This window comes from Superficieibacter sp. 1612_C1 (assembly GCF_015234305.1).
Lineage (GTDB): Bacteria > Pseudomonadota > Gammaproteobacteria > Enterobacterales > Enterobacteriaceae > Superficieibacter.
The window spans coordinates 358,750-378,481 of the sequence record NZ_JADGMI010000002.1 but is presented as its reverse complement, the minus strand read 5'-3'; the positions used below and the strand labels follow the sequence as shown (position 1 = coordinate 378,481).

At 53.3% G+C, this 19,732-nt stretch carries 17 protein-coding genes; 5 read left to right on the top strand and 12 right to left on the bottom strand.

The annotated features are described in order from the left end of the window. The first annotated feature begins 19 nt into the window (after positions 1 to 19). Entirely contained in the window at positions 20 to 1,369 is a 1,350-nt protein-coding gene (locus INT84_RS08025; RefSeq protein ID WP_194206821.1) for a type II toxin-antitoxin system HipA family toxin, read from the top strand. Next, positions 1,366 to 1,815: a helix-turn-helix transcriptional regulator gene (locus INT84_RS08020; protein WP_176919043.1), complete on the top strand. Its 450-nt coding sequence runs from the start codon at positions 1,366 to 1,368 to the stop codon at positions 1,813 to 1,815. Before INT84_RS08025 ends, INT84_RS08020 begins: the two co-directional genes overlap by 4 nt. A 45-nt stretch (positions 1,816 to 1,860) precedes the next feature. On the opposite strand, the gene mglC is transcribed toward INT84_RS08020, so the two are convergent. From mglC to INT84_RS07985, 7 genes are all read right to left on the bottom strand, one after another. Beyond that, the gene (gene mglC / locus INT84_RS08015) at positions 1,861 to 2,871 is read right to left on the bottom strand and encodes a galactose/methyl galactoside ABC transporter permease MglC (protein ID WP_194206373.1); all 1,011 of its coding nucleotides are present in this window, start codon (positions 2,869 to 2,871) and stop codon (positions 1,861 to 1,863) included. A 15-nt stretch (positions 2,872 to 2,886) separates the two neighbouring features. Beyond that, complete coding sequence (mglA, locus tag INT84_RS08010) at positions 2,887 to 4,407, bottom strand: galactose/methyl galactoside ABC transporter ATP-binding protein MglA (protein ID WP_194206372.1); 1,521 nt, start codon at positions 4,405 to 4,407, stop codon at positions 2,887 to 2,889. A gap of 132 nt (positions 4,408 to 4,539) precedes the next feature. Then, positions 4,540 to 5,538: a galactose/glucose ABC transporter substrate-binding protein MglB gene (gene mglB / locus INT84_RS08005; protein WP_194206371.1), complete on the bottom strand. Its 999-nt coding sequence runs from the start codon at positions 5,536 to 5,538 to the stop codon at positions 4,540 to 4,542. 289 nt (positions 5,539 to 5,827) lie between these two features. Continuing rightward, on the bottom strand, positions 5,828 to 6,853 hold the full coding sequence (gene galS, locus INT84_RS08000) for an HTH-type transcriptional regulator GalS (RefSeq protein ID WP_194206370.1): 1,026 nt from the start codon (positions 6,851 to 6,853) through the stop codon (positions 5,828 to 5,830). A 155-nt stretch (positions 6,854 to 7,008) separates the two neighbouring features. Beyond that, entirely contained in the window at positions 7,009 to 8,166 is a 1,158-nt protein-coding gene (gene yeiB / locus INT84_RS07995) for a DUF418 domain-containing protein YeiB (protein ID WP_194206369.1), read from the bottom strand. A gap of 27 nt (positions 8,167 to 8,193) precedes the next feature. After that, positions 8,194 to 8,862, bottom strand: coding sequence for a GTP cyclohydrolase I FolE (folE, locus tag INT84_RS07990; protein ID WP_176919038.1), 669 nt, complete (start codon positions 8,860 to 8,862; stop codon positions 8,194 to 8,196). Between the two features lie 116 nt (positions 8,863 to 8,978). Continuing rightward, positions 8,979 to 10,115 carry a YbfB/YjiJ family MFS transporter gene (locus INT84_RS07985; protein WP_194206368.1) on the bottom strand — a complete coding sequence of 379 codons (1,137 nt, stop codon included), beginning with the start codon at positions 10,113 to 10,115 and terminating at the stop codon, positions 8,979 to 8,981. Positions 10,116 to 10,251: 136 nt separating this feature from the next. Here INT84_RS07985 and fghA point away from each other — a divergent pair, with 136 nt between their 5' ends. Continuing rightward, positions 10,252 to 11,088, top strand: coding sequence for an S-formylglutathione hydrolase (gene fghA, locus INT84_RS07980; protein WP_194206367.1), 837 nt, complete (start codon positions 10,252 to 10,254; stop codon positions 11,086 to 11,088). A 48-nt stretch (positions 11,089 to 11,136) separates the two neighbouring features. On the opposite strand, the gene INT84_RS07975 is transcribed toward fghA, so the two are convergent. Together INT84_RS07975 and yieE are read right to left on the bottom strand one after the other, a co-directional pair. Next, positions 11,137 to 12,606: an amino acid permease gene (locus INT84_RS07975; RefSeq protein ID WP_176919036.1), complete on the bottom strand. Its 1,470-nt coding sequence runs from the start codon at positions 12,604 to 12,606 to the stop codon at positions 11,137 to 11,139. A gap of 237 nt (positions 12,607 to 12,843) precedes the next feature. Further along, positions 12,844 to 13,710, bottom strand: a complete 867-nt coding sequence (gene yieE / locus INT84_RS07970) for a DNA-binding transcriptional regulator YeiE (protein ID WP_194206366.1) — start codon at positions 13,708 to 13,710, stop codon at positions 12,844 to 12,846. A gap of 118 nt (positions 13,711 to 13,828) precedes the next feature. On the opposite strand from yieE, the gene INT84_RS07965 reads away from it, so the two are divergent. Continuing rightward, positions 13,829 to 14,878 (top strand): YeiH family putative sulfate export transporter, encoded by a 1,050-nt coding sequence (locus tag INT84_RS07965; RefSeq protein ID WP_194206365.1) that lies wholly within the window; start codon positions 13,829 to 13,831, stop codon positions 14,876 to 14,878. 72 nt (positions 14,879 to 14,950) lie between these two features. Beyond that, positions 14,951 to 15,808: a deoxyribonuclease IV gene (nfo, locus tag INT84_RS07960; protein ID WP_194206364.1), complete on the top strand. Its 858-nt coding sequence runs from the start codon at positions 14,951 to 14,953 to the stop codon at positions 15,806 to 15,808. A 54-nt stretch (positions 15,809 to 15,862) separates the two neighbouring features. Here the strand turns inward: nfo and fruA are convergent, their stop codons facing one another. From fruA to fruB, 3 genes are read right to left on the bottom strand one after another with little or no spacing between them, the layout of a single operon-like run. Next, complete coding sequence (gene fruA, locus INT84_RS07955; protein ID WP_194206363.1) at positions 15,863 to 17,557, bottom strand: PTS fructose transporter subunit IIBC; 1,695 nt, start codon at positions 17,555 to 17,557, stop codon at positions 15,863 to 15,865. Positions 17,558 to 17,573: 16 nt separating this feature from the next. Further along, positions 17,574 to 18,512: a 1-phosphofructokinase gene (gene fruK, locus INT84_RS07950; RefSeq protein WP_194206362.1), complete on the bottom strand. Its 939-nt coding sequence runs from the start codon at positions 18,510 to 18,512 to the stop codon at positions 17,574 to 17,576. Then, complete coding sequence (fruB, locus tag INT84_RS07945) at positions 18,509 to 19,642, bottom strand: fused PTS fructose transporter subunit IIA/HPr protein (protein WP_194206361.1); 1,134 nt, start codon at positions 19,640 to 19,642, stop codon at positions 18,509 to 18,511. Before fruB ends, fruK begins: the two co-directional genes overlap by 4 nt. Between the last annotated feature and the right edge of the window lie 90 nt (positions 19,643 to 19,732).

Here is a 19,732-nt window from a genome sequence, read left to right as displayed (position 1 = left end):
ATAATCTAAAGGAGGCATGATGGAATCCTTAACATTACAGGCTTTTTATAGTCAACAATGGCATGACATCGCGCAAATTACGTTTCCAGATGGTGAAAATCATGACTTCCGCCGCACAGAAATTAACTATTTATCAGATTATGCCGTCGACTTTCTGGATTGGGACGATTTACATGCCGTTTCATTAAATCATCCTGTCTCACTGTTTTTTGACGATGGCGGTGAACCGGGCTGGTTGAAGTTTATAGACGATATTATGCCCAGCGGAGCAAGTCGTCGCTACTGGGTTAATTATCTCGATCTTGCAGGACTCAGCGTTAACCAGCAAAATTTTATATTACTAAAATATGGGACAATGTCTCCTGTTGGTAATCTCCGTATTAAAGAATCGCTTCCTGAATATAATGCAACCGCAGAAAAACTATTCTTTTTGGTAGACGATGTTATTAACAGAGCAGCTGACTTTCTTGACTACGCGCAGCAACGAGGTGCCGCAGCGGGAGGGGCGACCGGAGCAGGCGGTGAGGCACCTAAGCTCCTGTTACGCTGTAGCGACGATCAAAGGATCTGGATTGATACCTGGCAAAACGATCCTGCCAATCGGGATCAGCATTTTCTGGTGAAATACCCTCGAGGGGCAAGAACAGAAATTGATTGTAATATACTAAGAGCTGAATATTTCTACTATCAAGAGCTTACCGCTATGGGCTTTGATACTATTCCTGTTGAAAACATGAAGCTGGAAGAAGGAATTAGCTATCCTTCACTCTGGCTCCCCCGGTTCGATATCGTTATGGGTGAAAATGGCCTCCTTCAGCGATACGGTCTTGAATCTGTTTATTCTGTTTTAAAAAAAGGCCCCGGCGTTACCCTTGATCATGAAACAACGATCAGGACGCTGATTGACAAAATTCTTAATAGCCATATGGTGCAAGAGCAGGGATTCATATTTGATGTTCAGGCATTTGTCATCGAATGGGTTCGTCGCGATCTGCTCAACATTATCTTTGGCAATAGTGATAATCATGGTCGGAATACATCATTTATGAAAGCCGAGAACAGTATCACTCTCGCGCCGATTTATGACTTTGCCCCCATGAAAGCCGATCCTGAAGGCATTCCACGTAGCATGAAATGGTCCAGAGAACTGGAAATTGGTGGAGAGTATAACTTTCAGGGTATTGCACAAGCACTGTCAGATTTGGTTCCAGAAGATCTGTTGCTGGCAAAACTACGTGAAACGTCGGGACAGCTCATTGATTTAAAAACGCGGCTTATTGAGCGGGGCGTACCGATGCAGATTATTACCATGCCTGCCATCGGCTTTGATTATATTGCCGAAAAATTGTCTCGCTGGAGGCTAATATGAGTTCATCCGATAAAAAACATGACGATGTGCAAACAGCGATAGAAAAGCTTCGCTCACAAAACAAACGGACTGCTATGCATGAAAACACTGGCGTCTATACTGCTGCCGGGCTGAAAACATCATCCAGAAAACGGGTATCCGACGGGACAAATAAAGTGGACAGTCTGGAACGAAAAGCGGTGATGAATGATATCATCAAAAAGCTTCTTTTGGGCGACATGACCCAGGGAGAGGCGTTAAAACGTCTCCGTATTGATGTATTAGGCTTACAGCAAATGGCGTATGCTAATCTGGTCTCTATCTCGCGTAAAACCCTCTCGGAGATAGAAAATAACAAAGGAAATTACTCGGTTGAGGTGGTCAACAAGGCCTTCAGACCTTTTGGACTCGTTGTAGGTTTGGTTCCCGCTTCTAAACATTTGCTGAAGTCATTAATGGCACAATAAAAAAGCCCGGCACGCTTGCGCCGCCGGGCGTGTAGATATGAGGAATTATTTTTTACGCGCGTATTTCAGTGAATCCAGCGCCACGGCGAAGATAATAATACCGCCCTTAATAATATACTGCCAGTAAGGGTTAACGCCGATGTAGGTCAGACCGTAGTTAATAACGGTGAAGATGATGACACCGGTCACCACGCCGAGTACGGTACCGACGCCGCCGCTGAAGGACACCCCACCCACCACGCAGGCCGCAATCGCATCCAGTTCATACATAAAGCCGAGGTTGTTGGTCGCCGAGCCGATACGCCCCGCTTCCAGCATCCCGCCGAACGCGTAGAACACGCCGGAGAGCGCATAGATCATCAGCAGGTTCAGCGCAACGTTAACACCAGAGACTTTCGCTGCTTCCGGGTTGCCGCCGATGGCGAAAATGTTTTTGCCGAAGCGGGTTTTATTCCACAGAACCCAGACGAATGCCACGGCAATTAACGCATAGAAGGTAATGTAGGAGAGGCGGAAACTGCCCAGCGCCACAAAGCCCTGGGTAAAGGTAGAGAAGCCGCTGTCGAAACCGGAAATCGGTGATGCGCCCACGAAATCGTAATACAGGGAGTTGATACCGTAGACGATTATCATCGTACCCAGGGTGGTAATAAACGGCGTGACGTTCAGGTAAGCGATGATAATACCGTTCACCAGGCCAATTACCGCGCCGATAGCGCAAACAATCAGGATCACCACGAAAATCGGCATGGTTGCCATTTCCGGGAAGACCTTATTGGCGTTTTCCATCGATTGTAATAACGTCGCCGCCACCACCGCGGCCAGACCGACCTGACGACCAGCAGAAAGGTCAGTACCCTGAGTGACGATAAGACCTGCCACGCCCAGCGCGATAATAATACGCACCGAGGACTGGGTAAGAATGTTACTCAGGTTCAGCAGACTTAAGAACGTAGGGTCCTGGAAAATAATAATAGCCAGCAAGACTAAAAGAACGACGTAAATACCGCCCTCTTTCAGATAAGTGAGAAAACTTTTTTTATTTAACGCACTCATGAGGAGCCCCTGATCTTAAAGGTGCAAAGACGCAAGACGGAGTATTTCGTTTTGCGTGGTGGTTTTAGTGTCAACAATTCCGGAAACGAGACCATTGCTCATGACCAGAATACGGTCAGTGATCCCCAGCAATTCAGGCATTTCAGAAGAGATAATAATAATCCCCTTGCCTTTCTTCGCCAGCTCCGCGATCAGCTGATAGATTTCGAATTTTGCGCCAACGTCAATACCGCGCGTCGGTTCGTCGAGCATCAGGATTTCTGGCTGAGTTAATAGCCAGCGACCAATAACCACTTTCTGCTGATTGCCTCCGGAGAGCGAGCCAATTTGCGTGCGGTGTCCCGGCGTTTTAACGCGCATGGCGTCAATCACCCACTGGGTATCGCTTTTCATACGCGAATTATCCAGCAGCCCGACTTTGTTCTTGTAATTTTGAATATTCGAAATCAGCGAGTTAAAACCAATATCCAGATAGGCATAAATACCGGTTGAACGCCGCTCTTCCGTTACCAGCGCAAAGCCATGGTTAATGGCCTCGTTGGCAGTATGATTATTTATTTTTTTGCCGTGCAGGGTAATCGTACCACCTGATTTTTCACGGATACCAAATAACGTTTCGACAATATCGGTACGCTTCGCACCCACCAGGCCCGCTATACCGAGAATTTCCCCCTTATGCAGATCGAAGGAGATATCGCGAATCGACGGCTGACGCAGAGAAGTCAGGTTACGAACTTCAAGGATCACCTCGCCCGGTTTGTTTTCACGATGCGGGAAACGCTGGTTGAGAGAACGGCCCACCATCATGGCAATGATTTTGTCCATGTCCAGCCCTTCCAGCGGCTGAGTGGCAATCCACTGGCCGTCACGGAGGATGGTGATCTCATCGCACAACTGGAATATCTCTTCCATTTTGTGAGAGATATAGACAATACCGCAGCCACGCTCTTTCAGTTTACGGATAATGGTAAAGAGATGGCCGACCTCTTTTTCCGTTAACGAGGAGGTCGGCTCATCCATAATGACGATTTTAGCGTCATAGGAGAAGGCTTTGGCGATCTCAATCATCTGCATTTGCGAAACGGATAACGTACCGACGCGCGCCCGCGGATCGATATTAATATCCAGTTCGTCAAAAATGGCTTTGGTGTCGCGGTACATTTTGTCCTGATCGACAAACATACCTTTGGTGGGATAACGTCCCAGCCACATATTGTCCATCACGGAACGTTGCAATACCAGGTTCAGCTCCTGGTGCACCATTGAGATGCCGTTTTCCAGCGCCTCTTTTGCCGAGTGGAAGTCGATCTCTTTGCCCTGAAAAATAATACTCCCGGAATCTTTCTGATAGATCCCGAACAGACATTTTAATAATGTTGATTTACCCGCACCGTTCTCCCCCATTAATGCATGAATAGAGTGAGGACGAACTTTTAAATTAACATTATCGAGTGCCTTAACGCCGGGAAACGACTTGTTGATATTGCTCATTTCCAACAAGAATTCGCCTGACGACTCTGTGTTATTGCTGACCATAGCTATACCTGGCTGCGATAGTGTTGTTCCCGCTGTGTACCGTGGCGCGCACGTAACGCCCCCCGAATGAGTCAGGATATTTCTTTGTCGTTATTAATTGGGCGCACTTGCGCGCGCCCAAAGTTAAAAAACTTATTTATTGCTGAACTGGGACAGGTTGTCTTTATCCACGCCAACATATGGGATGCGGACGATTTTGTTTTCAATTTTCCAGTCAGTACCGTCAGCTGCGCCTTTACCATCGGCCAGGTTTTTCGCCAGATCGAACGTGGCTTTCGCCTGGTTGTTGGCGTCGTTCAGTACGGTACCGGCCAGCGCGCCAGATTTAACCAGCGCCAGCGCTTCTGGCAGAGCATCGACGCCGAATACCGGCAGGCTGCTCTTATTGTGGGCTTTCAGCGCTTCTACTGCGCCCATTGCCATCGCGTCGTTGTTGGCGATAACCACTTCGATTTTGTTAGCGTTCGGGCCGGAGAGCCAGGCATCCATCTTATCTTTCGCCTGAGCGGTATCCCACATGGCGGTATCTAACGCCAGCTGCTGCGTTTTGATGCCTTTATCATTCAGCTCTTTAATCACGTAAGAGGTACGCGCTTCAGCATCCGGATGACCCGGTTCGCCTTTCAGCAGTACGAACTGGATCTGGCCATCTTTATTCAGATCCCAGCCCTGGTTTGCCGCCCAGTGTTTAGCGATAAGATCGCCCTGGATGATACCGGATTCTTTGGAGTCCGTGCCGACGTAATACGCTTTGTCATAGCTGTCCAGCGCTTTACGGGAAGGTTCTTTGTTAAAGAAAACAATCGGCACGTTTTGTCCGCGCGCTTTTTCAATTACGGTGCCTGCTGCTGCCGGGTCAACGAGGTTGATAGCCAGCGCTTTCACGCCTTTCGCCAGCAGTACGTCAATCTGGTCGTTTTGTTTGGACTGGTCATTCTGCGAGTCATTCATCAGCAGCTGAACGCCCGATGCGTCTTTCGCATCTTTCTCAATCGCTTTACGCACGACAGACATAAAGTTATCGTCGTACTTATAAATCGTCACGCCAATACGGGTATCAGCAGCGTGAGCAGCCGCACCAAATAACATGCTTGCCATCACGGCAGACAGGGTAAGCACCTTCTTATTCATGGTATCTCCGGTTTTTGTTATGCAGGGTAGTACGGGTGAATAACTCTGGCAGGCAGCGCCTTAAGGAGGATTACTGCATGCCGAATTCACTTTTAAAGTTCTGCCTTCCGTTTTCGGTAATGCTCCAGTAATGCGCTTTATTATTTGTTTCAGGCACGGTTGCTATGGGTCGTGTAGTCACTCACTGTTACATAGTGTTTCAGCCTTGCAAACGATGTCATCATAGCTATCACGTTGTTAAGATACTGTGAATTTACTCACAAATTGAAAACGGTTACATCATGGAGATTTATAAGTTAGTGATCGGCCCCACAGTTTGTCGCTGAGCGACGGAATGCCGCCTCACCAGCGTCGGCATAAAGCAGTGAGTCGCGTTGCGATCCAGCTTACCCGCGGCTCCCAGCAGCGCCAGCTCGGTGGCAAGTTTGGCCATGGAGGCGACAGGATAGCGCACCGTTGTCAGCTGCGGATCGGTGTAACGGGCCAGCGGAATATCATCGAAAGCAATGAGTGACAGATTTTGCGGCACGGCAATGCCGTTATCTTTCAGCGCCGTCAACGCCCCTGCCGCCATGCTGTCGTTATAGGCAAACACTGCGGTCAGCCCAGAGTTGCGTCCCAGCAGTTCGACCATTGCCGCTTCCCCGCCCTGTAAATCCGGCGTACCTACGCCAACCCAGCTTTCCGGCGGAACGATATCCTGCTCCTGAAGCGCACGCAGCCAGCCCTCTTTACGCATATCATCATCTTCAATGCTGTGGCTCGAACTGAGATAACCAATGCGTTGATGACCATGATTAAGCAGCATTTTGGTTGCCATCTGCGCCCCGCTGATATTATCAAGGCAAACGCAGCGATGCGCGAAACCCGGAACAAGGCGATTGATTAACACCATCCCGGGAATATGTTGCAGAAATTCGCTAAGCTCGCCGTCGCTCAGCGCTTTGGAATGCACGATTAACGCACTACAGCGCTGGCGGATCAGCACTTCAATGGCGTTACGTTCTTTTTCGGCTTCATGATAACTGTTGCCGATCAGCAGATACTTCTGGTTTTGCTGGGCGACGATATCGACGGCTTTCACCAGCGCACCAAAGAACGCATCCGACACGTCCATGACCACCACACCAATGGTATCGCTCGCCTGCGTTGCCAGCGCCTGCGCATTGGCATTCGGCCGGTATCCAAGCGCTGAAACCGCACTCATTACCGCGTCCCGTGTTTCAGGGCTTACCAGTGCACTATTATTGAGTACCCTTGAAACGGTAGCCACGGAAACGCCCGCCTGACGGGCAACATCACGAATGGTGATCATTATCACCACCCCGTTGTAGATTGCAGCGACTCACGGCCACCCCCTGTGTTAAGGAAGGTGCCCATTCTGGCAGCGATAGAGAGACGACTACGTGAGAGAAGTCACACGAATGAAAACGGTTACATCCATTTTGTTAATGAATGTGATCCAGATCGTTATCTGGATGTACCTGATAATGATATCCCTGAAGCACGTGCGGTTAACTGCCGCCACAGCCATTCAACCGGACCCTGGCGATAATAACGCAGCCAGATAACGGAAAAGAGGATATTCACCAGCCAGACGGCGGGAACAAATGCCAGCAGTTGCAGACGGTTAAACTTCATGAAGAGATCACATTGCCAGAACAGCGTAGTGCAGATGAGCGTTTGCAGCAGATAGTTACTGAGCGCCATGCGTCCCACCTGTGCGACAGCGCCCACCAGCCGAAAACGACAAAGCTGCGGCCAGAAACCGTATGCCAGCGAGGCATAGCCGATAGCCTGGAACGGCGCGCTGAGTTCCCGCGGTGCCTGTAAAAAGAAAGCACACCAGCGATAATCCCACCCCACATACCACTGAGCAATCATCCCCGGCACGTTAATGATGACGCCAGTGGCGACCAGCAGTATTCCGACGCGCCGGTAGTGCGACAGGCTAAACTGCCCTTTCAGCCAGCCGCTGCGCATCAGGGCCGCGCCAATCAACATCATGCCGGCCAGTTGCCAGCCGTACTGCGCGCCGAGGGCCAGCAGATTATTCGACAGCATATCCAGACGGTTGCTCATCGCGTCGGTACCGCCCTGAAGCCGCCAGAAATGCTCATACTGGAGATTGGCGATATCCGGTACCCAGGCACGCGGATTGCCCGTACCGGAAATTTTCCCCAGCAGCAGCAAAATACCAATGCCCATCAGATAGAGCACGACGCCGGTATTAAAGAGATTTTTGCCGTGTGAGGCATCGCGGATCATGCGCCAGCAAATCAATCCCACCAGCGCATAGGCCAGCAGAATATCGCCTTCCCAAAAAAACAGGACGTGCAGAAAACCGAGCAGCGCCAGCAGCGTCAGACGCGACTGGATCCAGCGCTTACCGCGCCCCAGCAGGATCTGAAGCCCGGCACCGAATAGTAGCGCAAAGAGGGTCAGGAATTTAACCTGGGCAAACAGGTCGAGCACTGCCCATGTCCAGGTATCGGCGCGGGTGATGTCGCCATACCAGGCGGGATTGAGATAGGCCGCCTTCGGTAAACCGAAGGCGGTAATATTCAGCAGCAAAATACCGAGGATGGCCACGCCACGCACAAAATCCAGCGTAATGTTTCGTTCCATGGTTCCTCTTATGCCTGATGGACGCGATTAGCTGCGATGCCGCACCGCGCGCAGGAACTCCTGACGTGTGTTCTGGCTCGACTTAAACAGGCCGCCCAGGGAGGTCGTCGTGGTGGCGCTGGTGGCGTCACGAATGCCGCGTGCTTTAACACAATAATGCACTGCATCAATGGATACTGCTACATTATTTGTTCCCAGCAACGTCTGGAGGGCGGTCAGGATCTGCTGGGTCAGACGCTCCTGAACCTGAGGACGCTGGGCAAAGAACTGCACGATACGGTTAATTTTGGATAAGCCAATCACCGACTCTTTCGGGATATAGGCCACCGTTGCCTGACCGTCGATAGTGACAAAATGATGCTCACAGGTGCTGGTCAGGGTGATGTCGCGCACTGTGACCATTTCATCGACCTTCATTTTGTTTTCAATGACGGTGATCTTCGGGAAGTTAGCGTAATCCAGTCCCGAGAAAATTTCATCGACATACATTTTGGCGATACGGTGCGGCGTCTCCATCAGACTGTCATCGCTCAGGTCGAGATTTAACAGCTGCATAATTTCGCTCATGTGCCCGGAGATCAGGCGCTTTCTGGTTTCGTTGTCCATTTCGCGCACCGGTGGGCGCAAAGGCGTTTCCAGCCCACGCGCAACCAGCGCTTCATGAACAAGTGCAGCTTCTTTACTGAGTAATGACATCGTTATATTTCTCCCGCAGGTGTGGCTGCCTTTGCCTTGATTGAGCAAAGTGCGTACTTATTGTGCGTGAGGTAGCGCACATAATCCAGTATTCAGGACGATAATTATTGCAATTGTTATTGCCTTTGACTATGCGGCTTCCAGACCAGCAGCCCGGCGACCAATAACGTCACGCCAGCCACGCCCAGCGCAGGCTCCAGACGGTGCGTCAGCCAGGTCGAGAGTGCCGACGTCACCGGCCCGAGTAATTGCCCGACGGCATAGACGGTGGTCAGTAGCCCCGCCATATAGCGGATATGATCGGGAGCCAGCTCACGACCATATTGCAATGAAAGCTGAAGCGCGCAGAGGAAACCACCGCCCACCAGCACCGCGCCCAGCACCAGTCCGCTCATGCCGGGAACCAGCCAGGCGGCCAGCACCCCAATCGCCTGTAACCACAGAACGATTGCCAGCCGCTGATAGCTGTGCCCCGTTTTGCGTGTGAGAATGCTGAGCACGATACCGACGATGGCCGCCGCACCAAACATGGGCCAGACAAACTGAGCAAAAAGACTGCCGGGGAAACGCAGCGCCGCCATCTGCGACAAAAAGGTGGCTGGCAGAATATAGCCGAATCCAGCAAGGGCGTAACTCCAGACCAGCCGCTGCAAATCAGGCGTTAACTGTAACGGCTCAGGGATCGTACCACTACGATGAAGCGCTCCTGGTCGCGGCAAGTAGCGGGCAATAAAAGCAATCAACACCAGTGCCAGCACGCCGTACACCAGCCAGGCATCAGCGGCACTTAATGCTTTTGCCTGAATGGCCACCGCCAGCAGACCGCTAATCGCAATCCCGCCGCCGGGACCGGCAAATACCGCCGCACTCAGGCTGGCGTGGCCCGAACGGGAGAGCTGTTCGTTGGTCCAGCCCGCCGTCATAACCATCGCCCAGCCGCTCATCGCGCCAATAACAAAACGCAGCGCACCGTGCGTCAGCGCGTTATCCGCCAGTGAAGAGAGGAACGTCAATGCCACTACGCCAAAAATACCGAGCCAGAGACGCATTTCAACGTGACGATGTGCACGCATGGCATCCCACGCGCCGAGCAGGTAGCCCAGATAATTTACCGCCGCCACCAGCCCCGCACTGGTCAGCGTGAGCTGTCCGTCGGCGATCATCAGCGGCACCTGAGGCGTGAAAGCAAAACGCCCTATTCCCATTGCCACGACCAGCACGATAAAACCGCTGAACGCGATCCGCAGCGCCATGCCCACCTCAGTTGTTAATGTAAAGTTATGTTTATGATGCAATATGTGTGAGTAATGGGGAAGTGAAAATTACTCACTGCGCATGAATCGTCTGTATGATGTTAAAACGTTTTTACATCATCACCTGGGAGCCCGAATGGAACTGCTCGAAGAACATCGCTGTTTTGAAGGCTGGCAGCAACGCTGGCGGCACGACTCCACCACGCTGAACTGTGCAATGACGTTTAGTATTTTTTTACCCCCGCCACGAGACGCGGCCCCACCGCCGGTGCTGTACTGGCTGTCAGGGTTAACCTGCAATGACGAGAATTTTACCACCAAAGCCGGGGCGCAGCGGGTTGCCGCTGAACTGGGCATCGTGCTGGTGATGGCGGATACCAGCCCGCGGGGTGATGACGTGGCCGACGATGAAGGCTACGACCTGGGTAAAGGTGCAGGATTTTACCTCAATGCCACGGAACAGCCCTGGGCGTCACACTACCGGATGTATGACTATCTGCGCGATGAACTGCCTGCGCTGATTCAGGACAAATTTAGCGTCAGCGAACGCTGTGCAATTAGCGGTCACTCAATGGGCGGGCACGGCGCGCTCATCATGGCGCTGAAAAATCCCGGTAAGTACACCAGCGCGTCGGCGTTCGCGCCGATTGTTAATCCGCTCAACGTACCGTGGGGGCAAAAAGCCTTCAGAGCCTATTTAGGGGAAAATCGCGCCGCCTGGCAGGAATGGGATAGCTGTGCGCTAATGCAGGCCGCCAGACAAACGTCGCCGATCCCATTGCTTATTGACCAGGGCGACAGCGACCAGTTCCTTGCTGACCAGCTTCAGCCCGCTCGGCTTGAGGAAATCGCCAGGCAAAGCAACTGGCCGCTGACGCTGCGCAGCCAGCCGGGGTACGATCATAGCTATTATTTTATCGCCTCATTTATTGAGGATCATTTACGCTTTCACGCGCAGTATTTGCTGAAATAAAAAAAGCCCGGCATGTATTTGCCGGGCTTTCGCTATTCACAGACTGCTTTATTTCTTAAATCGTTCAGGAAATTTCATCTCCCGATAGCTCACAAAGCGCGTGCCTTTGCTGAGTTTGTAGCCGAACCAGATAATCAGAAACAGCGGAATACCGATATAGGTCGCCGCGACGCTGCCCCAGTCTATAGTATCGCTCAGGAACGCTTCGTAGTTCTGCCCCAGAGTGATAATCAGGCACAGCACGAAGGCAAAAATCGGCCCAATCGGGAAGAAACCAGAACGGTACGGCAGATCGTTAATATCGTGTCCCTGCAACACATAGCCGCGGCGGAAGCGATAATGACTAATGGCAATCCCCAGCCAGGCGATGAAACCCGTCATGCCCGACGTGTTCAACAACCACAGATAAACGGTCTGGTTACCGAACATCGAGGTCAGGAAACAGAGACCGGCAATCACCGTGGTGGCATACAGCGCATTACGCGGCACGCCGCCTTTCGACAGTTTCGCAAAGATGCGCGGCGCTTTACCATCGCAGGCCAGGGTGTAAAGCATACGCGTTGAGGCGTACATGCCCGAGTTACCCGCCGACAATACCGCCGTCAGGATCACCGCATTCATGATCGCCGCCGCGGAAAGCAGGCCCGCATGCTGGAATACCAGTGTGAACGGACTGACGCTGATGTCTTTCACATCATTACGCAGCAGGCTCGGATCGGTATAAGGAATAATCAGGCTGATAATCAGGATCGCAAAGACATAGAACAGCAGGATACGCCAGAATACCTGACGCACCGCGCGCGGAATGTTTTTCTCCGGATCTTCAGATTCCCCGGCGGCAATGCCGATAAGCTCGGTTCCCTGGAAGGAGAAGCCGACGATCATCGCCACGCCAATCATTGCGGCAAAGCCACCGGCAAACGGCGCTTCGCCGATGCTCCAGTTGCTCCAGCCTGCCGGTTCAGCCCCCTGGAAAATGCCGAGGATCATCATCAGGCCAACGATAATAAAGATGACGACCGTCGCCACTTTGATGAGCGAGAACCAGTATTCTGCTTCACCAAAGCCTTTCACCGAGATGTAGTTCAGCAGGAAAATCACGCACAGGAACAGCGCGCTCCAGATCCAGCCCGGCGTATCCGGGAACCACCAGTTCATCACCAGCTGTGCGGCAACCAGATCCACAGCGATAGTCACCGCCCAGTTGTACCAGTAGTTCCAGCCCAGCGCGAAGCCAAAACCTTCTTCTACATATTGCTGACCATAGGTGGCAAATGAGCCGGATACCGGCATATACGCCGCCAGCTCGCCCAGACTGGTCATCAGGAAATAGACCATCAGGCCAATCAGAATATAGGAAAACAGCGCGCCGCCCGGACCCGCCTGAGAAATTGTCGCTCCGGAAGCAACAAACAAACCTGTACCGATGGAGCCACCAATGGCAATCATCGTCAGATGACGCGCCTTGAGTTCGCGACGTAGCGCGGGCGCTTGTGTGGTTTTAGTTTGGGAAACCATAGGAAAATGCTGTCCATCCAAAAATTGAGGCGCGATTGTAGCAGACCAAACGGCTCTCATCCGGCACAAATGCGCAGTTATAAGAGACCTTCATGATCATCCAGGGATTATAAGTAAAGCAGCCCTTTGCGATTATGGCGAATCAATGCAATGCCCAAAGTGAGGCAGTGCACAGGGAGATCGAAAGAGGGATTTTCACTCATGGGAGAAAGGCGCGTTCAGAACACAGGCAAAACATTATCCATCACAATAGCTCAAAAAACGCAGTAACGCGTTCGACAGCCGCTTCTGCCGGTGGCTGATGCGCCATAGCGTGCGGGTCAGGCGTGGCAGCGACGTTTCAATTTCACGCAGCGTTCCCGACGCCAGCTGTTCAGCAATGACGCGCCGCGAAAGGCAACTGATCCCCAGCCCATGACGAACTGCGTGTTTAATCGCTTCCGAGTTGCCCAGTTCCATTCCAAGCCGAAACTGTGGCAGATGGGAAAGCAGCAGGAAATCGACTATTTCGCGGGTGCCAGAGCCATGCTCGCGCAGGATCCAGGGAGCCGCCGCCAGCGCGTCGAGCGTCACTGGCTTATCAAACAGCGGCGAGGTGGGCGCGGCGAAGATTACCAGCTCATCTTCAAGCCACGGTTCGGCAATAATATCAATATGGTGGCAAGGCCCTTCGATAAGGCCAATGTCGACACGGAAATCCGCTACCGCATTCACCACATCCTGACTGTTACCCACGCTCATCTCGAGCGGCAGTTCGGGAAAGTCATGCCGATAACGGGCAATCACTTCCGGCAGAATATAGTTGCCGATGGTGCTACTGGCCGAGACACGGATCGCGCCGTTATCTTCTTTAAACAGCTTTTCTATTTCGCCCGCGTCTTCAAGCAGCAAAAGCGCGCGTGAATAAAGCAGTCGCCCGTGTTCATTGACCACCAGCCGCTTCCCTACCCGGTCAAAAAGCTGCACGCCCAGCTGACCTTCCAGCTCGGTTAGCGCCGCACTCACGGCGGATTGCGATAGCGCCAGCATTTGCGACGCCTGGGTTGTGGAACCACATTTGAGCACCTCAACAAAGACTTCAAGCTGGCGTAGCGTGATATGCATAACGGTTCCTGAGGTAAGAAAAGCGCTTACCACTTATTCTGATTAATTATAAACATATAATCAATTTCATTTTTATACCGCTGCGGCATAACCTTATTCACAGACAAAGGAGAGGGTTATGACTGAAGTAATCACAGGGATACCACAGCGCCGGGTATGGCGATTTATTCCAGGGCTGCTATTAAGCGCCGTACTGGTGAGTATTGCCATCTGGGCTGGCTCTTTTCCAGCCGTCGCTGGCGCTGGTTTTAGCGCCCTGACGCTGGCGATCCTGCTCGGGATGCTTATCGGCAACACCGTTTATTCCGGCCTGAGCCAGCATTGTGATACCGGCGTGCAATTCGCTAAACAGCGTCTGCTACGCCTTGGGATCATTTTATATGGCTTCCGCCTGACCTTTGCCCAAATTGCCGATGTCGGCGTCAGCGGCGTGGCAATTGACATTCTTACCCTCTCCAGCACTTTTATAATCGCCTGCGTTGTCGGGCAGAAGCTCTTTGGGCTTGATAAACAAACGACGTGGCTCATCGGCGCAGGTAGCAGTATCTGCGGTGCGGCGGCGGTGCTGGCGACCGAACCGGTGGTCAAAGCCGAGGCCAGTAAAGTGACCGTCGCCGTCGCCACGGTGGTGATTTTTGGCACCATCGCCATTTTTCTCTATCCGGCGATGTATCACCTGCTGGGCATGTGGTTCAGCAGTGAAAATTACGGCATTTATATTGGCTCGACTATGCATGAAGTGGCCCAGGTGGTTGCTGCCGGTCATGCCGTTGCGCCACAGGCGGAAAACGCGGCGGTCATAACCAAAATGATCCGCGTAATGATGCTGGCCCCCTTCCTGCTCATTCTGGCCGCGCGGGTGCGCCAGTTAGCCCCCGCTTCCGGTGAGCAGAAAAGCAAAATCACTATTCCGTGGTTTGCGGTCATGTTTATTGTGGTCGCCATTTTCAACTCGTTTCATCTGCTGCCAAAAGCCATCGTTGATATGCTGATTACGCTTGATACGATTTTCCTTGCCATGGCGATGGCGGCGCTTGGGCTGACGACCCACGTCAGCGCGCTGAAAAAAGCGGGGGCTAAACCGCTGTTAATGGCGCTGATGCTCTTTGTCTGGCTAATCGTCGGCGGCGGTGCAATCAACCTGCTGGTCCATACGCTATTGAGATAAACCCTACAACTTCCTCCTGTTAACCCGCTATGATAGAGCGTCTTGCCCTGGCGGGTTTAACAGGAGTTTTTTATGAAGTATGTTGGAGCGCATGTCAGCGCCGCTGGCGGTCTGGCGAATGCCGTTATTCGCGCCGCTGAAATTGATGCGACGGCCTTTGCACTATTCACCAAAAATCAGCGCCAGTGGCGCGCCGCGCCGTTGAACGAGGAAGGCATTACTGCTTTTCAGGCGGCCTGCGAGCAATATCAGTATTCTCCCGCGCAAATCCTGCCCCACGATAGTTATCTCATTAACCTCGGCCATCCTGTTACAGAAGCGCTGGAAAAATCGCGCGAGGCATTTATTGATGAAATGTCACGCTGTCAGCAGCTGGGCTTAACGCTGTTAAACTTTCATCCCGGCAGCCATTTACAGCAGATCCCGGAAGACGAATGTCTGGCACGGATTGCCGAATCCATTAATATCGCGCTGGAAAAAACCCAGGGCGTAACCGCCGTGATTGAAAACACGGCCGGCCAGGGCAGCAATCTCGGCTTTAAATTTGAACATCTGGCGGCCATTATTGATGGCGTTGAGGATAAATCCCGCGTGGGTGTATGCATAGATACCTGCCACGCCTTCGCCGCCGGATATGATTTGCGCAGCGCGGAAGTCACGGAAAAAACGTTTGCCGAGTTTGAACGGATCGTCGGTTTTAAATACCTGCGTGGGATGCATCTTAACGATGCGAAAAGCCAGTTTGCCAGCCGGGTTGACCGTCATCACAGCCTCGGCGAAGGAAACATCGGACATGACGCGTTTCGCTGGATCATGCAGGACCACCGTTTTGACGGTATTCCGCTCATTCTGGAAACGGTTAATTCAGATATCTGGGCAGAAGAGATCGCCTGGCTAAAGGCACAGCAAACGCAAGAGAAGGTAGCGTAAAGAAGTGAATAAAAAAGGCCGATAAATCGGCCTTTTTTTCACATCAGCAGAGAGTTAAGCGACTTTCGCCACCGTCTCCGCGTCCGGACGTTTCAGGAGAGCATAAGAGAGCCCTGCCACCAGCGTACCGATGACAATAGCCAGCAGGTAGCCAAGAACCGGGGTAATCGCGCCAGGGATCAACAGAACGAACAGACCACCGTGTGGTGCCATCAGTTTTGCGCCCACCGCCATTGAGATCGCACCGGTCACTGCGCCGCCAACGATACAGCACGGCAGGACACGCATCGGATCGCGCGCCGCGAACGGAATCGCCCCTTCAGAGATAAAGCACAGCCCCAGAACCAGTGCCGCTTTACCGCCTTCACGCTGACCTTTGTCAAACTTACGGCCCGCAACCAACGTTGCGACACCCATCGCCAGCGGTGGAACCATCCCGGCGGCCATAATGGCTGCCATCGGCGCATAAGTCTGCGTACTCAACAGGCCAACCCCAAACGCGTATGCTGCTTTGTTAACCGGGCCACCCATATCCGTACACATCATGCCGCCAAGGATCGCACCCAGCAGAACCGCGTTCGCCGTACCCATGTTTTGCAGCCATACGGTCAGCCATTGCAGAATACCCGCGACCGGTTTGCCGATCAGGTAAATCATTGCCAGACCCACAATCAGGCTGGAGAACAGCGGAATGATCAGGATCGGCTTCAGCGCTTCCATACTCTGCGGCAGCTTCACTTTGGTGCTAATCAGTTTTGCCACATAACCGGCCAGGAAGCCGGCGATAATCCCGCCAATGAAGCCGGAACCGCCGCTTACCGCCAGCATACCGCCGATAAGACCCGGCGTCAGGCCCGGACGGTCAGCGATGGAGAAGGCGATAAAGCCCGCCAGCACAGGAACCATCAGGGCAAAGGCTGAACCGCCGCCGATCTGCATCAGCGCCGCCGCCAGCGTATCTTTCACTTCAAAGGCTTTGATACCAAACGCGAAGGAGAGCGCGATACACAGACCGCCCGCCACCACCATCGGCAGCATATATGACACACCGGTCAACAGATGGCGATAGGCCCCTGCGCTCTCTTTTTTCGTTTCGCTGCCTGCCGCCTGAGTCTGACCTGCAGGCTGATAAGGACGGGCTTCAGCCTGTGCTTTATCCAGTTCCTGAGCGGTTTTCTTCAGCGCCAGTCCGGTAGAGGTACGGTACATCGGCTTACCGGCAAACTTCGCCAGATCGACTTCGATATCGGCGGCGACAATCACCAGATCGGCCTGCGCCACCTCTTCTGGCGTAATCGCGTTACCTGCCCCCACGGAGCCACGGGTTTCAACTTTCACCCACCAGCCGCGTTTTTTCGCTTCGGTTTCAATCGCTTCTGCTGCCATAAAGGTGTGAGCGACACCGGTCGGACACGCCGTCACCGCGACGATGCGTTTCGGGCCTGCGGCGGTTGTGGATGCAGCAGGTGCCACAACAGGCGCACTGTACGGGGTGGCCTGCGCTTTCGCTTCGCTCAGAAACAGTTCTGCATGAGCGACTGCGCGATTAATATCGCCGAGAAAAACCTGTTTACCGTTCAGCGCGCTGTCCGCAGGCAGGGCGTTTCCCAGAACGATCGCCAGTTCAGCGTCATTCGGGTTATCGGTGATTTCAACATGTGCTTTTTGCGCCGCAGCACCCAACAGAGTCTTCGCCATATAGGCGCGGGCCTGTCCGAGACCGGCGTCAATAATCAGCAGCGTTTTCATTATGCCTCTCCTGCTGTTAATTAAAGGGTTGTAAGTCAACGCGCGCCATCATCGCGGCTAACTGGGTACGATCGGTAATGCCTACGTTACTCTGGCTGACTGCCAGTGCAGCAACGGCGGTCGCCAGCCGTAACGTGTGTTCGCTGGATTCCCGCATCAGCAGACCGTAGATCAGGCCGCCGACCATGGAATCACCGGCACCCACGGTGCTGACAACGTCAACGGAAGGCGGTTTGGCGATCCATTCGCCGGAGGCGTTGACCCACAGCGCGCCTTCTGAACCCAGCGAGATCACCACGTGAGCAATACCCTGCTCGCGCAGCGCATGGGCCGCTTCGATCACATCTTTCAGCTCAGGCAGTTTACGTCCCGCCCAGATTTCCAGCTCGCGACGGTTAGGTTTAACCAGCCACGGGGCCGCTTTCAGACCGGCAACCAGCGCTTCACGGCTGCTGTCGAAAATAATGCACGGACACTGGCTGCGCAGACGCGTCATCCAGTCGGTGAACGCTTCCGGGCTGACGCCGGTCGGCAGACTACCGCTGACGCAAACCATATCGAACTGTCCCAGCCAGGTCAGGGAGTCCGCGACAAAGCGCTCCCAGTCGGCAGGCGTAACCTCAAAACCGGAAAAATTGAAGTCGGTAACTTCGCCATCTTTCTCGGTCAGCTTAACGTTGATTCGTGTGCGCCCCTGCACCACCTGGAAACGGTTGGCGATGCCGAGTTCGCTGAACAGCTGCTGAAAGCCGTCCTGGTTATCTTTTCCCAGGAAACCACCCACGGTAACGTCGATGCCCAGATCCTTCAGCACTTTGGCGACGTTAATACCTTTACCTGCGGCATGCAGGCCGGTCGTGCGCACCAGATTGACTTCACCACGCTCAACTTCAGGGGTGAACCCGACCAGATCATAGGCTGGATTTAGCGTGATGGTTGCGACGCGACGGCTCATGCTGCGCCCTCCCCAAGACCGGCGGCAATCGCTGCGCCAATCGCGGCCAATGCTTGTTCAGCATCCTCACCCTGAGCGGTAAAGCGCAGGCGATGGCCTTTTTTCACGCCCAGCGCGACCACTTTCATCAGACTGCGACCATTAGCGGGTTTGCCGCTACCGTCGAGGTTAGTCACGGTAATTTCGCTGTTAAATTGTTTAATGGTATTGACCAGCATAGTACCCGGACGGGCATGGAGACCGTGCTCGTTGCGCACCACAAATTCAGCGTTCAGCGCATCGTCAGCCAGGGCGTCGTCACTGGTCAGCAGCGCCAGCAGCGTGGCCGCATCGGCACTGAGCAGACGGTCAGCTTTATTACTCAGCAGTAGCTGGCTCAGACGATCCAGCACTGGCGTCGGCTGGGAATCGGTCATTGCGACGGTGACCAGCAGCGAGGCAGCCTGACCATTAACCTCGAAGGTTGAAGAGGCACGACTCACCGCGATAGCACTGCGCAGGTTGCCTTGAGAACTGTCGTTCAGCCAGATACCCTGGCCAAGGTTCAGCGGTTGCTCTGTAATGGCGCGCGTAACAAAGGCTGCATCTACTGCGCCTGCTTCTTTCAGGCGGCCAGCATTCAGCGCCTGTAACGTCACCAGATCGCTGGCAGCAATATCCAGCGTCAGCGTTTCGTTATCAAGCTTCAGCATTTCGCTCTGTTTTTCGCCCATCAGCAGCGCGCGCAGCTCTTCAGCCGTGGTTGCCGTCTTCAGCTGTTCAGCAACCGAATCATCGCTTAAAACGTGAGTCAGCTGACGCAGCAGTCCTAGGTGTTCATCGGAGCTGGCGGCAATGCCAATGGCCACATACGCCGTCTGCCCTTCGCCCCAGGTAACGCCCTGCGGAAATTGATAGACCTGTACGCCCGTTTTCAGCACCTGATCGCGGGTATCCGTGGTGCCATGAGGGATCGCAATACCGTTGCCGAGAAAAGTGGAGGTCTGCTGCTCGCGAGCCAGCATACCGTTGACGTAGCCATCGGCCACATTACCGGCCTGCACGAGCGCGGCGGCAACCTGACGAATGGCTTCTTCTTTATTCCCTGCCTGTTGGCCGGGATGAATATCCTGCACAGATAACTGGAACATGGGTCTCCTCTCCGCTGAATTGAATCGTTTCAGCTATAATGAGAAAAAATGCGCCATCCCGGTTACGGCTGATGGAAAGATGACGCTGAA

Coding starts and splice junctions, on each gene's coding strand:
- INT84_RS08025 (WP_194206821.1), top strand. CDS start 20: ATGGAATCCTTAACATTACAGGCTTTTTATAGTCAACAATGGCATGAC.
- INT84_RS08020 (WP_176919043.1), top strand. CDS start 1,366: ATGAGTTCATCCGATAAAAAACATGACGATGTGCAAACAGCGATAGAA.
- mglC (WP_194206373.1), bottom strand. CDS start 2,871: ATGAGTGCGTTAAATAAAAAAAGTTTTCTCACTTATCTGAAAGAGGGC.
- mglA (WP_194206372.1), bottom strand. CDS start 4,407: ATGGTCAGCAATAACACAGAGTCGTCAGGCGAATTCTTGTTGGAAATG.
- mglB (WP_194206371.1), bottom strand. CDS start 5,538: ATGAATAAGAAGGTGCTTACCCTGTCTGCCGTGATGGCAAGCATGTTA.
- galS (WP_194206370.1), bottom strand. CDS start 6,853: ATGATCACCATTCGTGATGTTGCCCGTCAGGCGGGCGTTTCCGTGGCT.
- yeiB (WP_194206369.1), bottom strand. CDS start 8,166: ATGGAACGAAACATTACGCTGGATTTTGTGCGTGGCGTGGCCATCCTC.
- folE (WP_176919038.1), bottom strand. CDS start 8,862: ATGTCATTACTCAGTAAAGAAGCTGCACTTGTTCATGAAGCGCTGGTT.
- INT84_RS07985 (WP_194206368.1), bottom strand. CDS start 10,115: ATGGCGCTGCGGATCGCGTTCAGCGGTTTTATCGTGCTGGTCGTGGCA.
- fghA (WP_194206367.1), top strand. CDS start 10,252: ATGGAACTGCTCGAAGAACATCGCTGTTTTGAAGGCTGGCAGCAACGC.
- INT84_RS07975 (WP_176919036.1), bottom strand. CDS start 12,606: ATGGTTTCCCAAACTAAAACCACACAAGCGCCCGCGCTACGTCGCGAA.
- yieE (WP_194206366.1), bottom strand. CDS start 13,710: ATGCATATCACGCTACGCCAGCTTGAAGTCTTTGTTGAGGTGCTCAAA.
- INT84_RS07965 (WP_194206365.1), top strand. CDS start 13,829: ATGACTGAAGTAATCACAGGGATACCACAGCGCCGGGTATGGCGATTT.
- nfo (WP_194206364.1), top strand. CDS start 14,951: ATGAAGTATGTTGGAGCGCATGTCAGCGCCGCTGGCGGTCTGGCGAAT.
- fruA (WP_194206363.1), bottom strand. CDS start 17,557: ATGAAAACGCTGCTGATTATTGACGCCGGTCTCGGACAGGCCCGCGCC.
- fruK (WP_194206362.1), bottom strand. CDS start 18,512: ATGAGCCGTCGCGTCGCAACCATCACGCTAAATCCAGCCTATGATCTG.
- fruB (WP_194206361.1), bottom strand. CDS start 19,642: ATGTTCCAGTTATCTGTGCAGGATATTCATCCCGGCCAACAGGCAGGG.